Annotated in this window: 10 protein-coding genes; 7 read left to right on the top strand and 3 right to left on the bottom strand. The window is 63.3% G+C overall.

The window, feature by feature from the left end; genetic code table 11:
• Positions 1 to 124: 124 nt before the first annotated feature.
• Positions 125 to 1,254, top strand: a protein-coding gene (locus ACG04Q_RS00885) for an IS3 family transposase (RefSeq protein ID WP_394508902.1) whose coding sequence is annotated in 2 segments (ribosomal slippage) — positions 125 to 383 and positions 383 to 1,254 — 1,131 coding nt in all. Because the reading frame shifts where the segments join, the coding sequence is not laid out codon by codon here.
• 69 nt (positions 1,255 to 1,323) lie between these two features.
• Here the strand turns inward: ACG04Q_RS00885 and ACG04Q_RS00880 are convergent.
• Complete coding sequence (locus tag ACG04Q_RS00880; protein ID WP_394508901.1) at positions 1,324 to 1,623, bottom strand: hypothetical protein; 300 nt, start codon at positions 1,621 to 1,623, stop codon at positions 1,324 to 1,326.
• 59 nt (positions 1,624 to 1,682) lie between these two features.
• On the opposite strand from ACG04Q_RS00880, the gene ACG04Q_RS00875 reads away from it, so the two are divergent.
• Positions 1,683 to 1,919 carry a hypothetical protein gene (locus ACG04Q_RS00875; RefSeq protein ID WP_394508900.1) on the top strand — a complete coding sequence of 79 codons (237 nt, stop codon included), beginning with the start codon at positions 1,683 to 1,685 and terminating at the stop codon, positions 1,917 to 1,919.
• Between the two features lie 135 nt (positions 1,920 to 2,054).
• Positions 2,055 to 2,531 (top strand): H-NS histone family protein, encoded by a 477-nt coding sequence (locus tag ACG04Q_RS00870; RefSeq protein WP_394508899.1) that lies wholly within the window; start codon positions 2,055 to 2,057, stop codon positions 2,529 to 2,531.
• Positions 2,532 to 3,037: 506 nt separating this feature from the next.
• Here the strand turns inward: ACG04Q_RS00870 and ACG04Q_RS00865 are convergent.
• Positions 3,038 to 6,961: a DUF4365 domain-containing protein gene (locus ACG04Q_RS00865; RefSeq protein WP_394508898.1), complete on the bottom strand. Its 3,924-nt coding sequence runs from the start codon at positions 6,959 to 6,961 to the stop codon at positions 3,038 to 3,040.
• A gap of 197 nt (positions 6,962 to 7,158) precedes the next feature.
• Positions 7,159 to 7,857: a hypothetical protein gene (locus tag ACG04Q_RS00860; protein ID WP_394508897.1), complete on the bottom strand. Its 699-nt coding sequence runs from the start codon at positions 7,855 to 7,857 to the stop codon at positions 7,159 to 7,161.
• A 115-nt stretch (positions 7,858 to 7,972) separates the two neighbouring features.
• Between ACG04Q_RS00860 and ACG04Q_RS00855 the strand changes: the two genes are divergently transcribed.
• From ACG04Q_RS00855 to ACG04Q_RS00840, 4 genes are read left to right on the top strand one after another with little or no spacing between them, the layout of a single operon-like run.
• Complete coding sequence (locus tag ACG04Q_RS00855) at positions 7,973 to 8,215, top strand: hypothetical protein (protein WP_394508896.1); 243 nt, start codon at positions 7,973 to 7,975, stop codon at positions 8,213 to 8,215.
• A gap of 54 nt (positions 8,216 to 8,269) precedes the next feature.
• Positions 8,270 to 10,519: a type I secretion system permease/ATPase gene (locus ACG04Q_RS00850; protein WP_394508895.1), complete on the top strand. Its 2,250-nt coding sequence runs from the start codon at positions 8,270 to 8,272 to the stop codon at positions 10,517 to 10,519.
• Positions 10,516 to 11,976 carry an HlyD family type I secretion periplasmic adaptor subunit gene (locus ACG04Q_RS00845; protein ID WP_394508894.1) on the top strand — a complete coding sequence of 487 codons (1,461 nt, stop codon included), beginning with the start codon at positions 10,516 to 10,518 and terminating at the stop codon, positions 11,974 to 11,976. The genes ACG04Q_RS00850 and ACG04Q_RS00845 overlap by 4 nt, the downstream gene beginning before the upstream one ends.
• Positions 11,977 to 11,993: 17 nt before the next feature.
• Positions 11,994 to 13,346, top strand: a complete 1,353-nt coding sequence (locus ACG04Q_RS00840) for a glycosyltransferase family 4 protein (RefSeq protein ID WP_394508893.1) — start codon at positions 11,994 to 11,996, stop codon at positions 13,344 to 13,346.
• The last annotated feature ends 282 nt before the right edge of the window (positions 13,347 to 13,628 follow it).

Below are 13,628 nucleotides of genomic sequence, written 5' to 3'. Positions count from 1 at the left end.
TGCGCCGATCGTCAACGTCTGCCCCAGGATCGAGAGAGGTGGCGCCGGAATTCTGAACACGGCGATGAGTGGAAACTCGGTCCATTGATCGGCCCCGAGGAGCGGGGCCGTGAGGGAACAGAGCATGAGCAGAAGACCGCGCCGGAACCACTCACCGGCGTTCAAGGCCAAGGTGGCGCTGGACGCCATCCGTGGCGAGAAGACCTTGGCCGAATTGGCCAAGCAGCACGACGTGCACCCCAACCAGATCAACGACTGGAAGAACCAGTTGCTGGAGCGGGCCGCAGGCGTGTTCGGCGGCGAGACGGCCGAGCCGCCCAAGACCGATCTGCGAGAGCTGCACGCCAAGATCGGCCAACAGGCACTGGAGATCGATTTTTTAGCCAGCGCGCTCGGCAAGGCCGGACTGCTGAGCGTAAAGAGATGATCCAGCCGGACCACAAACTCAGCATCAAGCGCCAGGCCGAGTTGCTGAACATTGCGCGCGGCAGCGCGTACTACGTGCCGCGCCCTGTGTCGGACGCCGACCAGGCGCTGATGCAGCGCATCGACGCGCTGCATCTGGAGCACCCGTTCGCAGGCGCGCGGATGTTGCGCGACCTGTTGCGCCGCGAGGGCGTCGAAGTCGGCCGCAAGCATGTGGGCACGCTGATGGCCAAGATGGGCATTGAGGCGCTGTACAGGAAACCCAACACGAGTAAGAAGCACCCGGGCCACGCGGTGTACCCGTACCTGCTGCGGGGCATGAAGATCGAACGGGCCAACCAGGTCTGGGCGATGGACATCACCTACATCCCGATGGCACGCGGCTGGGTCTACCTGGCGGCCGTAGTGGACTGGGCCAGCCGGCGTGTGCTCGCCCACCGGGTCTCGATCAGCATGGACACCAAGTTCTGCCTGGAGGCGCTGCAAGAGGCGTTTGCGCGGCACGGCAAGCCCGAGATCTTCAACACCGACCAGGGCAGCCAGTTCACCAGCCTGGCCTTCACGGACGCGCTCAAGAAGCGCGGCGTGGCCATCAGCATGGACGGACGCGGCGCCTGGCGCGACAACGTCTTCGTGGAGCGGCTGTGGCGCACGATCAAGTACGAGGAGATGTACCTGCACGCCTGCGACTCGGTCAGCGACGCCCGCCAGCAGCTGGGGCGCTTCATCGAGTTCTACAACACTCGCCGCCCGCACTCCGCGCTCGGCGCCAAGACCCCGGATGAGTTCTACTTCGCGACGCTGCCGGCGATTCAACAGGCAGCTTGACGGACCAGGTTGCACTTATCGAAACCGATTCCGTGTTCAAACGGATGGGGCCACCTCTAAATGACTGGCTCAGTCTCCATGCGTGTTCTTCTGCCGATCCTGCCTGGGCGGACTCTTGGTGTCGTTGTCACCAGTCGCCAGCACGCCGGCGCGCCGGGTCTTCGGAAACAGCAACTTCAAGGCCGGATCGAATACTCCGACACCAGCTCGTGCGTCTTCAGCCATCAGCCGCTCGAAGTCAGGACTGCCAAACTCCCGACCAACCGGCCTCATCTCGTCCCAAGAAAGAAGCTCTTGGTCGAAGGGCTTGCTGCGTTGCGTGATACGTTGCTTGGCGATGGTCGACCTGCGCTTGCGCTGTGATGGCATGTCCGCCTCCTGAAATGTCGGTTGGTTTCCCAGCTTTTCGACGATCGGCGGAGTGAATCATGACCACGACCCCCATGCAAGTGATCGAGACCGTCAGTGCTGCACAGTCAGTGATGGAGCAGCTCCGCACCCGGATAACGGCAGAGCGCGATGTCCTTGATGTCGGCGATCTCGTTTACATCCAAACCACCATCAAGCAGATTCAAAAGCTCTTCCAATCCGCCGCGGAGTACGAAGAACATCTAAAACGCCACTTGGAACGGACTCGCGACCGCATTTCTCGGTCTACGTCTTAGTTCAGGCCGGTAGCCTTCTGAGCAGGATTGCGTAACTCGGCAATGCCGACCGATTCGGTCAGCATTGAGGTATTGTTTCGCCATGCAACTGCGCCGAGGCGCAATACACGTGATCACGCATCCGGAACCAATTGAATGACCAAGTCTCTCTCGAGCATCCTGTCCCAGATCGAACGCCTGCAAAAGGAGGCGGCGACCATCCAGTCAGAAGTCGTCACGCGCATCCGTAAGGACATCGCCAAGTACGGCTTGACTGCGGAGCAATTGTTCGGGTCGGTGGGGGTTCCCAAGCCGGGCCGCACAAGGGCCGGCACCGAACCCGCTAAAGCCGCAAGGCCGCCCAAGTACGCGGACGGCAACGGCAACACCTGGGGCGGCATGGGAAAACGCCCCGAGTGGATCCGTCACGCCCTGGCTGCCGGCAAGGCGCTGGAGGACTTCCTGATCACCAACACCGCAGGCGCTACGCCCGCGAAGACCAAAGCAACAAAGACCCGCGCCAAGCCGAAGACAACGCCGCCCCCCAAGGCTTTAGTCAAGAAGCGCGCAGTTGCCAAGTCGGTCGGATCGCGCAAGCCGCGCGCCATGGCGGCAGCAGACCCTGAAGTCTGAACACGGTCCTCGCCAGTCCCTGCAAAGATGCCATGGTCCGGCCACATACGCTGGACCATGCGGCGCCGCCTTAGAAAGGGCTCGACGGCACACGTCGTCGAGCCCAATACCGCGTCGTCAATTAGACCTTCGGCAACTGCCCTGTTGGAATCTCGCCCTTGGCGCAGCGCACTCAGGCCATCGCGAACTCGCGACACCTCGGCTCATGCGCCGGCTTCTGGCCGTCCTGCCGCGCGGCCCGCGCGTCCTGGCTGTGCCGTGCTCGACCGAGCGCTCCCGCAACGCCAGTAACTCGGAGCTCGCCGCGATCTGTCGCCGCGCCGCATGAATGGCCGGCGCGAACTCCGGACTCACGCTGAGCTTGTAGTCCAGGTAGCTGTTGTGCTGTTCCGGCCAGACTCGCCACCAGGCCAAGAGGCTGTCCACGAGACTGGCAACAGCCCACCGAGTTGTTTACAGGCATGTCGTAGACACCGCATAGCAGCGCTTGCTCCCAGCGTGCGACGTCAGCGTCGAACTTCGGCTAGATAGGCCGCCGTCAGCCGGTCGCCATCGACCGTTCCTACCGGCATGGCTGCGTGCAGCTTCTTCAGCAGGTCGTCGGCGATCGATCTGTCCTTTTTGCCGACTGAACCAAGGATGCGGCCAAGAGCCTCGGTGACTTCGCCCTCAACAGCCACCGACATCGCGTGCTCGGGCACGCTGGCAGACACGGCGCGCATCAGGACGTTGACAAGCCGGCTGCACGCCTCGTCAGGCATGGCCTTGATCGCCATCAAGACCGGGTAGCAAAGCAGTCGCCAGCCCAGACCATCCGCCTGCCTGAGCAGCCGAACCCGGGTGAACCAGTTGGCGAGGACGGCGGCCGCACTGTCAGCGTTGCTGCCCGGGTGGATCAGCATCGCACACAGCAGATGGACCATGTCGTTGGTCAAATCCGGCACCGACTTGCCCGGGTTCCAGATGGCCCTCGCGAGCGTGGAGAACAATGGGTGCTCGCGGAACGCGTCGGCGCGTCGGGAAGCGTCGCCAATCTCACCATCCGGCCATGCGTCCACAAGCGACGCGATCAGGAAACGGTCCGAGACCTTGATGCCGACGTTCCAGGTCGCCAGCAACGCCAACTTGGCCGAGATCTCCTGCTCGGCCAGTACGTCGCCCATGTCCAGCAGATCGAGGAAGTCTATGGTGGTACAGGAGCGCGCCGCCGGCGCATGAGCTTGGATCATGGCGCGGCACACGACGTCGTCGCAGTAGTTCAGCCAGGTGGCGCGCTGGGCCAGTGCGCTGTACTCGCACCAGACGTCCATGGCGGAGACCGCGGCTTCCTTCGACTTCAGCCCGGCGCTTGGCTGATCGATACGATCTACCCAGTGGTTGATCCGCGCGAGGATCGACTTTGCGCGCTTGGCACTGGCGCCGCTCGCCAGCACACCCAAGGCATGATGACTCACGAAGGCCACGGTAGCGCGAGGAATCGCGACACGCCGGAACACTTCAAACAGTTGGTCGAAGAGCCCCAGCGAGTCCAGAACCAACAGCGCGGTCAAGTCCAAAATCGGCACCTCGCGCGTGGGGTCGGCGCTCTTGGCCTCCTCGCCTTGAAGCACGATGTTCAGGTGGAACTGCTGCGCCTCCGCGCGAGCGTGCATCGCCGCCTCCCAAAGCTGGAACGGGCTGCCGATGTAGTGCAGCACGAAGCCCGGGCGCAGGATGAACGGAACGGGGAACTCGCCGCGGCTCGCACGGCGCTCGCGCGACTCGAACTCGCGCAACTGGGCCCGCGAGTCGCCGACCAACGGGTCCAGCAGGTCGTGGACGTTGAATACTTCCTTCTCGTCCGGCAGCGTGGCGAGGCGGAACAGCTTGGAATTGGGCCATTTCGCGCAGAACGCTTCGATCCGCTGCTGAACTTGGGTGTGCAGGGATTGGCTGGGCACGGAACCGCCCACGGTAGCCGCCATGAACACGTTGATGAACAGTCCTTCTTGCTCCTCGTCAGACGGATCGACCAGTTGCCCGAGCGCCTCGACGGCGGCCAGGGCTTCGCGCGGTTGTTCCTGCTGCAGATAGACCAGCGTACTGAGACGCATCAGTTCGATCCGCTCGACCGGGTCAGTGACCAGCGCCAGCAGCTTGTCGAGCGCTGCCCTGACCGCGTCCACGCGCCCCAGGCGCAAGGACAGTCCCATGTAGTTGTGGATCGCGGGGAGGCGCTGCGTGCCGAGAGCCAAGGCTTTTTCGAGCAACGCGAACGCGGCGCCGGTGCGGCCCAGCATCTCCTGCGCGATGGCGGCCATGCCCAAGATACGGTCATCGGCATCGAATCGCTGCAACGCCTCCGCAGCTTCGGCGGCAGCCTCCTGCCAATTCTCAAGTGTGATGTGCGCCGCCACGAGACGCGCGGCTTCATCGGCGTTGAGCAAGGCGTTGCGGCGCAGGATCCTGGCCAGGCCGACCGCCTCGGCCGCGGCAGCTGCGTCACTCACCGCCAGGTTCAAAAACAGGTTGGCGGCCAGCATCCAGGAGTCAGGATGCTGGACGAGGCCTACCCGCAGCGCATCCAGCGGGCTCTCTCCGGCGGGCTGCAGCGTCGTTTGCCTGACGAAGTCGGCGAAGTACCGTTGTTCCACCCAGGCGGGGCGTGCGTCGATGGCCTGATTTAGTTCAGTCGCTGCGACGAGGTGGCCAAGTCGATGGGCGGCAGCCCATCCCACGGCAAGCGCCATCGGCGTCTTGTCGTTGGGATTTTCGGCAGACCGTGCGATGGCCAGGGCCGCTTCCTGACATTCGCTGAAACGCTGCAACTCAAACAACAGCAACGCTCGACGCGTCAGTACATCCATGCCATCGGGCTGTCTCAGATTGGCCGCCAGCGCGTGTTCTGGTTTGTGCGCCATCACGGCCAGCAGCTCGGTGTTGAGTTGCAGTTCCGGATACTCGGGTCGATGGGCCGCGGCCTCGCTCATCAACGCCAGCGCTTCGTCCTGGTGTCCCAACAGAGGCGCGACACCGCACACGGTCGACGCCAGCACTTCCGTGTTCGCGGACCACCCTAGGGTCTGCAGTCCCTTGAGGCATTTGAGCGCAAGTACCCAAGCCTGGCGTGCCAGTTCAAGCTTTGTGCCGACCGCGCCAGACAACGGCAGTTGGCTGCCGTCCATCAGCGGCTCTACGCCCTGCGTGGCACCGCACCACGCCGCACGCGCGCCGACCAACTGCACACTCGTGAGGGCTGCGGCGGACAAATTGCCGTCGGCCTCCGCGGCAGTCACGGTGTCGATCGCATCCTGCCACCTGCACTGCGCGCTCATCAAAACCGTGCGCGGCATCCACTGTTCGGTTGGCGAGATCCTGTCCAAACAGGCCTGCGCTTGCGCGAACTCGTTCAAGAACCCGTGCACCCGCACGCGCAGCGACAAGCCGTCATCGCTGTCGGCATCGCTCAACATGTCGCGCACGGCGGCGACGCCGGCCCGGTCGCCATCGTCGATCGCGCGAAGCAAGCGCATCTCCGCCAGCGGCAGCAGGTGCTCAGGCAACGGGTCCAGTGCGTAGGCCTGCTCAAAGAGTTCGATCGCCTCAGACCGCCTGAAGCGCTGCACCAGCGTCTTGCCTCGCAACGACAACAGGGCAGCTTGCTGAGACGCCGACGGCCCCAGTCCTTGCGGCCCAAGCCGAGCCAGCTCCGTCTCTGCCAGTTCAGTGCGGCCGGCGCGGATCAGCGCTCGGATGGCGTGGGCCTCGGGCGGCAGATCGGCGCTCAGGTGATCATGCCCGGACTGAAGCAGCGCGGTGAGCGCATTGGGCTTGTGGCTGGCGATCTCAGCCAGTTGCAAGATGAAGGGCCGGCGACCGGCATGGACCAAGGCTTGCGACCGCTGCAGGATGTCCTCCAGCGTCAAGCCTGCTCGGACGATGTCGCCGACGGATTCAAGGTGCGGCAGCACGTCCAGATCCGGACTCAGGACTTGGCGCGTAGGTAGGTGGACCGACGTTGTGCCATCCGACTCGCCCAGTTCAAATGCGCCACCGCGCTTGTCCCGAAGTTCGGCCGACATCCACTGCCAGTAGATCTTGCTGGCCGCCACGTCGAGCTTGCCGGAGGCATCGAGCTTGACCGCGGCGACCACCAGCATCACCTGGCAGCCGACGGTGGCGTAAAGGTTGAGCGTGCGGTCCTTGAGCGGATAGCTCAGCGTTTCGCCGTCCGCGATGTACCGCGGTGACTCCGTACCCTTGAGTTGAATCAGGAAGGCGCGTTGCACGCCACCGTCCACAGCGACATGCACCAGCAGGTCGAAGCCGAAGTCGGTGTCGCCGCCAATCTGGACCTCATGCCAGGACGCAGGCATCTGAAGCCCCAGCAGTTGCTTGGAGGCCTGGCTGATCAGTCGATTGCGATCGACCTGCGGAAAACTCGAACTCACGGAACCCTCCCCGGGGAAACGCGCTCGGACGGCAGGCTTTCCCGCGCGGGCGTGGTGCGCCGTATCAAATACTCGCCGCAGACATTCTTGCGCTTGCTTTCCTGCCTCACCAGCAGCATGTCACGTGGTCGCATGAAGCGGCCTGCATGTCTTCCGGCCGAAAGCCTTTGTCACGGACCGGCCCACGTGCCCGACGGCTACAGCGAACGTACATGCAAGACGATGCCCTGCGGTGTGGATTCCACTGACGACACCACGCCGTTCTCGTGGAGGCGCACTCGCTCGCCGGGCTTGAGCCCCGGGTATGCGGCGGCCGGCTGATAGTCCACGATGGCTGCCAGGGTCAGGATCGTCGAATGCAGCGCCGGCTTGTCCTCGGCCGCCCACCCAAAAAACGTCCCCCCATACACCGCCAGCCCGCCGGCGCCGATCAGATGCGCAGCACCGATGAAGAAGCGTCGTTCTTGCACTTCCCGCCCCATCGTTACAGACCACAGCAGTCGCGGAATCGTGATCACGTAGCTGAGCACCAGGACCGCGCTAACAACGAGCACCCACGAGGGGAGATACAGGAACACTGCGAGAAAGCCAACCGTGAGATCAAAGTCTTGCGCGGGCAGGCCCAGTGCAACAGACACCTGATACCGCGCCGCAGCGGTCGCGACGAGACCTGCGAACACGTGCAGCACCACCTTCGCCGCCGTGCCAAGCAGGCTCGACCATCGCGCCTGGGCCTGAGGCCACGCCCACATCGCGAAGCCTACGACGAAGCCGTTGAAGGCCACGTACAAAGTCACCGTGAGGATGGGACTGCTGAACAACGCCGCTCGGCCTGCCACCACAGCCAGCGTCAGGACGACCAGTGAAGCTGCATAGACCTGAAGGTAGGCAGGCATGCCTAGTAGCTTGGAGACCAGTAGCAGCAGCCTGGTCTTGAGGTCCGGAGGAAGGAGTCGGTGGTCTTTCATCCTGGTGAGCATGCTTGCCGACTGGCTCACCACGTGAGCTACCGTGATCGGATGGCTGAAGCCGTCGTGGTCGAACTACACAACGATGCGCGCACTTGAGCTGGCGCAGCAAAAGAATGAAATCAAGGTCGGTCCGAGGTGTGGTGATCAATTGCCAATGATCATTGGTTTGTTTTTGCCTATCGATGCGCTTGCCGACGCTGTGAATCTTCACCACATCCGCTCTAAGCTATTGATCCCCTCGATCAGAGGATTAGTTACGGGGAGGGGGATGTTCTTTCTGTAGACAATCCGGATCGTCAAGAAACGTTAAGCCTGTCGATACGGGCGATCGCCTCGAATGAATCTGCCCGTTAGCAGGCCGGCTCTTGAGCCGTCCGTGAGCGAAGCCTTGCCCTCGCAGAATGCCCAGGAGAGGCCGTCAGACAAGCAGTCCGCCTCGGGATCAGAGACCGCCCTTGAAGCGCTGGCCATCCTTGCCCGCCTGCACCATGTGGCCGCTGAACCGCATGCACTGCGCCACGAACTCGGCCTGGGCGAAAGCGAGCCGGTTTCGCGTCAGGACTTGCTTCTGGCAGCCAAGCACATTGGCCTCAAGGCGAAAGCCACGCAGAGCGCTGCCGAGCGGCTGACCATCGCGCCATTGCCTGCACTCGCCGTCATGACCGATGGCCGCATCGTCGTGCTGGCTCAATGCGACGGGCAGCGGGTCCTGTTCATGGACCCCGCCGCAACAGCGGCGGATGGCGCTCAGGCCGCCCGCCCCACCATCGAGCCCCTGGAGGTGTTCGCCGGCCAGTGGAGCGGCGAACTCATCCTCGTCACGAGCCGGGCATCGATTGCAGGCGCGCTGGCCAAGTTCGACTTCTCCTGGTTCATCCCTAGCATCGTCAAGCACCGCAAGCTGCTGGGCGAGGTGCTGCTGGTGTCGCTGTTCCTTCAGCTCTTCGCGCTGGTCTCGCCGCTGTTCTTCCAGGTGGTGATGGACAAGGTGCTCGTGCACAAGGGCGTCACGACGCTGGACGTCATCGTTGTTGGCCTGCTGGTCATCGTGCTGTTCGAGAGCGTGCTGACAGTCCTGCGCACCTACGTCTTCAGCCACACCACCAGCCGCATCGACGTTGAACTCGGTGCGCGGCTCTTTCGGCACCTGCTGAACCTGCCACTGGCGTACTTCCAGGCACGCCGTGTGGGGGATTCGGTGGCGCGCGTGCGTGAGTTGGAGAACATCCGCCAGTTCCTCACCGGCAACGCGCTGACGCTGCTGCTGGACGTGTTGTTCTCGGTGATCTTCGTCGCGGTGATGTTTGCCTACAGCGTGCCGCTCACGCTCATCGTGCTGGCATCGTTGCCGCTGTACCTCATCCTCAGCCTCACCATCGTCCCCGTGCTGCGCGGACGCTTGAACGAGAAGTTCGCACGCGGCGCCGAAAACCAGTCGCTGCTGGTGGAAACCATCACCGGCATCCAGACGGTCAAGGCCAGCGCCCTCGAACCCCAGATGTCCCGGCGCTGGGACGAGCAACTGGCAGGCTACGTCAGTGCGTCGCTTCGCACGCAGACGCTGGCTCAGTACGGCCACGAGGGCATCAACCTCATCGGCAAGATCGTCAATGCGGCCACGCTCTGGTACGGCGCCCACCTCGTGATGAAGGGCGAGCTCAGCGTTGGCATGTTCGTCGCCTTCAACATGTTCGCCGGGCGCGTCGCGCAGCCCATCATGCGCATCGCCCAGATGTGGACAGATTTCCAGCAGACGGGTCTGTCGATGGAGCGTCTTGGCGACATCTTGAACACCCGCACCGAACTGCCCCCCCAGAGCGTGAGCCCACTGCCACGCCTGCAGGGCCGCGTGACGCTGGACAACCTGACGTTCCGATATCGGCCCGACGCCCAGCCCGTGCTGCACGGTGTGAGCTTGGACGCGCGGCCTGGCGAAGTCATCGGCATCGTCGGCCGCAGCGGCTCTGGCAAGAGCACCCTGACCAAGCTTATCCAGCGGCTGTACGTGCCCGAGAGCGGGCGGGTGCTGGTCGACGGCCATGACATCGCCCTCATCGATGCGGCACAGCTGCGCCGCCAGGTTGGTGTCGTGCTGCAGGAGAACATGCTCTTCAACCGCAGCGTACGGGAGAACATTGCCATCGCCGACCCGGCCGCGCCGCTGGAAGCCGTCATCCAGGTGGCGAGGCTTGCGGGTGCGCACGAGTTCATCACCGAATTGCCGCAGGGCTACGACACCATCGTCGGTGAGCAGGGCAGCAGCCTGTCGGGTGGACAGCGTCAGCGCATCGCCATCGCCCGAGCGCTGTTCAGCCAGCCGCGCATCCTCATCTTCGACGAGGCCACCAGCGCACTGGACTACGAGAGCGAAGCCATCATCCAGAAGAACATGCGCGCCATCTGCCAGGGGCGCACCGTCTTCATCATTGCCCACCGGCTCAGCGCCGTGCGCCACGCGAATCGCATCATCGCGATGGACAAGGGGCGCATCGTGGAGGTGGGTAGCCACGATCAGTTGCTCGCCAAGCCTCAAGGCATCTACGCCCATCTTTGGAAGATGCAGGCGGGCACGGAGGTCGGGGCATGAACACGCAGGCCACGAACCCGGCCGCGCAAGCCGATGAGCTTCGTCACCCCGTCGTCGAGCTGCTCGGGCGCTACCGTGCCATCTTCAAAGCGGCGTGGGACCGTCGCGACGAGCTTGCCGGCCCCCGTCGGATGCTTGATGAGCAGGCGTTCATGCCCGCGGCCATCGCGTTGCAGGAAACGCCACCTCACCCGGCCCCCCGACGGGCCGTCATCGCGATCTGTGCGCTCTTCACCGTCGCGCTTCTTTGGGCGTGCTTCGGCCAGATCGACATCGTCGCCGTGGCGCAGGGGCGCGTCGTTGTCAGCCAGCGCAGCAAGACCATCCAGCCGCTGGAGCGCAGTGTCGTCAAAGCCATCCACGTGAAGGATGGCGACAAGGTCAAGGCGGGCGACTTGCTCATCGAGCTGGACAGCACCCTCACGGCGGCGGACACCGCGCGGCTCGGCGAGGAGCGCAGCGCCGCCACGTCCGAGGCGCTGCGCAGTCATGCGCTGCTGACGGCGCTGATGCACGGCGGCACGCCGAGCCTCGGCGCCACCTCGCTTGCGAGTCTGAACGCCACAGATCGAGCCGACGCGCAGATTCAGTTGCAGGGCGAGTGGGCCGACATCAGCGCCAAGCTCGCCAAGTTTGCTGCAGAGGCAGCGCGCCGTCGCGCCGAGATCGCCACTGCCGAGCAGTCCGTCGCCAAGCTGCATGCGACGCTCCCCTTGGCACAGCAGCGGGAAAAGGACTTCCAGTCGCTCACCGCACAGGGCTTCGTTGCCACCCATGCCGGGCAGGACCGCACACGCGAACGAATTGAGCTGGAGCGTGACTTGGCCACCGCGCAGGCGCGTCTGCAGGAGGCCAAGGCCGCGTTGGCGGAAGCCGAGCAAGGCAACACGGCATACCGTGCCGAGACCTTGCGCACCCTGAAAGAGCGTGAAACCCAGGCCAGCCTCAAGACCCGCCAACTCGCCGAGGAAGGCACCAAAGCGGACAAGCGCGACGCGCTCACCCGCTTGACCGCGCCGGTGTCCGGCACCGTGCAGCAACTCGCCGTGCACACCACCGGTGGTGTTGCCAAGGAAGCGGAGGTGCTGCTTGTCCTCGTGCCCGACGATGCCGAGGTCACGGCGGAGGTGGTGATGGAGAACAAGGACGTCGGCTTCGTGCGCGCGGGTCAGCAGGCCACCATCAAGCTTGAAACCTTTCCGTACACCCGCTACGGCACCGTTCAGGCGCAGGTCCAGAGCATCACGGCTGATGCCGTGCAGGACGAGAAGCGCGGCGCCATCTTCCCCGCCACGTTGGTGCTCGACCAGTCCGCCATCAACGTGGACGGCAAGCGCATCAAGTTGGCGCCCGGCATGAACCTCACCGCCGAGATCAAGACCGGCAAGCGCCGTGTCATCGACTACCTGCTCAGTCCGGTGCAGCAGCACTTGGACGAAAGCCTCAAGGAACGCTAAGCGACCACACCAAATCCATGCGCGTCCTCATCATTCATCAGAACTTCCCCGGGCAGTTTCGCCATGTCGCCAAAGCCTGGAGCCAACGTCCCGGCTGGAAGGTCGTCGGCATTGGGCGCGAGACGGCGCCCGGCATGCCCGAGCTGGAGAGGTCCAAGCGGCTCACGCTGATCCGCTACAAGCCGCACCGCTCCGTACATCAGGAACAGCACCACTACCTGCGCCGCATGGAAGACGCGGTGCTTCACGGCCAGGCGGTCGCGCGCATTCTGCTGGCGCTCAAGGCCAAGGGTTTCAAGCCGGACGTCATCCTGGCGCACCCTGGCTGGGGTGAAACGCTCAACGCCAAGGATGTCTTCCCCGACGCACGCCTGGTTCACTTCTGCGAGTGGTTCTACAACGCGCCTGCCGAAGGCAATGGACTGGATCCGGATTGGCCCGGGGCAGATATTGGCTTCGACCCCGAGTTCCCGGTCACCTTCGATGACAGAGCTCGCATTCGCGCGTGGAATGCGCTGCATCTGACCAACCTTGAGAACTGCGACGCCGCCATTAGCCCGACGCATTGGCAGAAGGCACAGCACCCAAAGGTATACCAGGACAAGATCACCGTGGCCCACGAGGGCATCGACACCGACAACCTCGGCCCGTATGCAAAGGCAGGCATCAAGTTGCCCAACGGCACGGTGCTCAGGGCGGGTGACCCTGTCATCACTTATGTCGCGCGGAACCTGGAGCCCTATCGCGGTTTTCACCAGTTCATGCGTGCCTTGCCGGCCATACAGCGCGAGCACAAGACCGCCCACACCGTAATCGTTGGCGGTGACGGAGTCAGCTATGGGCGCTTGCCGGATGGCGCCAAGCACTGGCGCGAGAAGATGCTGCAAGAGGTGGGCTCAAAGCTCGACCCAGCGAGAACTCACTTCCTCGGCAAGGTGCCCTATCAAGGCTACAAGCGCATCCTGCAGGTGTCAGCGACGCATGTGTACCTGACTTACCCGTTCGTGCTGAGCTGGTCGATGCTGGAGGCCATGGCCACGGGCTGCTCCGTGATCGGGTCGGATACGGCACCGGTCAGGGAGGTGGTGGAGGATGGGGTGAATGGCAGGTTGGCGGACATGTTCGACCCATCTGCGGTCGCGAGTCTCGCGGTCGAGGCGCTGAGCATGCAAGGCAGGGGGGCGCGGCAACTGCGCGGCGCCGCACGACAACGGGCCCGCGGATACAGCATGTTGGCTGGCATGCAGGCACTGGAGACAATTTTTCGAGGTCATGATCAGAGTGGTCCCGATTCTTTGAATACACCGATTGCCTCAGTAGATAGGTACTCCCATGAATCAGATTTTCAGGAGTTAAGTTTTGCTCGCTGAGTGGTCTCCACTGATCCAGCCCCGGATTTTGAGTTTACAAGATTAGAGACCCCGATTCCCGCTCTGGCAACGTGCCCGCCTCGAAAATGTCGCGCAAACCTCTGATAACCAGCAATAAACCGGACTGCTAAAGCATTTGCTTAGCTGTGATCAATAAATTGCGGGTTTGATGATTTTGCAAGAAAAATGCTCAATCTTTGATAATGTGCAGATTGTCGAAGACATATTGATTTTGTAGTTGAATTATATCGCGGTATTAAAATGGCTTATATTCTAAAGCAA

The sequence above is a fragment of the Pelomonas lactea genome (assembly GCF_043555885.1).
GTDB lineage: Bacteria > Pseudomonadota > Gammaproteobacteria > Burkholderiales > Burkholderiaceae_C > Pelomonas > Pelomonas lactea.
Note: the sequence above shows the minus strand (reverse complement) of the source record. Positions and strands in the feature narration are given on the sequence as shown.

Coding starts and splice junctions, on each gene's coding strand:
- ACG04Q_RS00880 (WP_394508901.1), bottom strand. CDS start 1,623: ATGCCATCACAGCGCAAGCGCAGGTCGACCATCGCCAAGCAACGTATC.
- ACG04Q_RS00875 (WP_394508900.1), top strand. CDS start 1,683: ATGACCACGACCCCCATGCAAGTGATCGAGACCGTCAGTGCTGCACAG.
- ACG04Q_RS00870 (WP_394508899.1), top strand. CDS start 2,055: ATGACCAAGTCTCTCTCGAGCATCCTGTCCCAGATCGAACGCCTGCAA.
- ACG04Q_RS00860 (WP_394508897.1), bottom strand. CDS start 7,857: ATGCCTGCCTACCTTCAGGTCTATGCAGCTTCACTGGTCGTCCTGACG.
- ACG04Q_RS00850 (WP_394508895.1), top strand. CDS start 8,270: ATGAATCTGCCCGTTAGCAGGCCGGCTCTTGAGCCGTCCGTGAGCGAA.
- ACG04Q_RS00845 (WP_394508894.1), top strand. CDS start 10,516: ATGAACACGCAGGCCACGAACCCGGCCGCGCAAGCCGATGAGCTTCGT.
- ACG04Q_RS00840 (WP_394508893.1), top strand. CDS start 11,994: ATGCGCGTCCTCATCATTCATCAGAACTTCCCCGGGCAGTTTCGCCAT.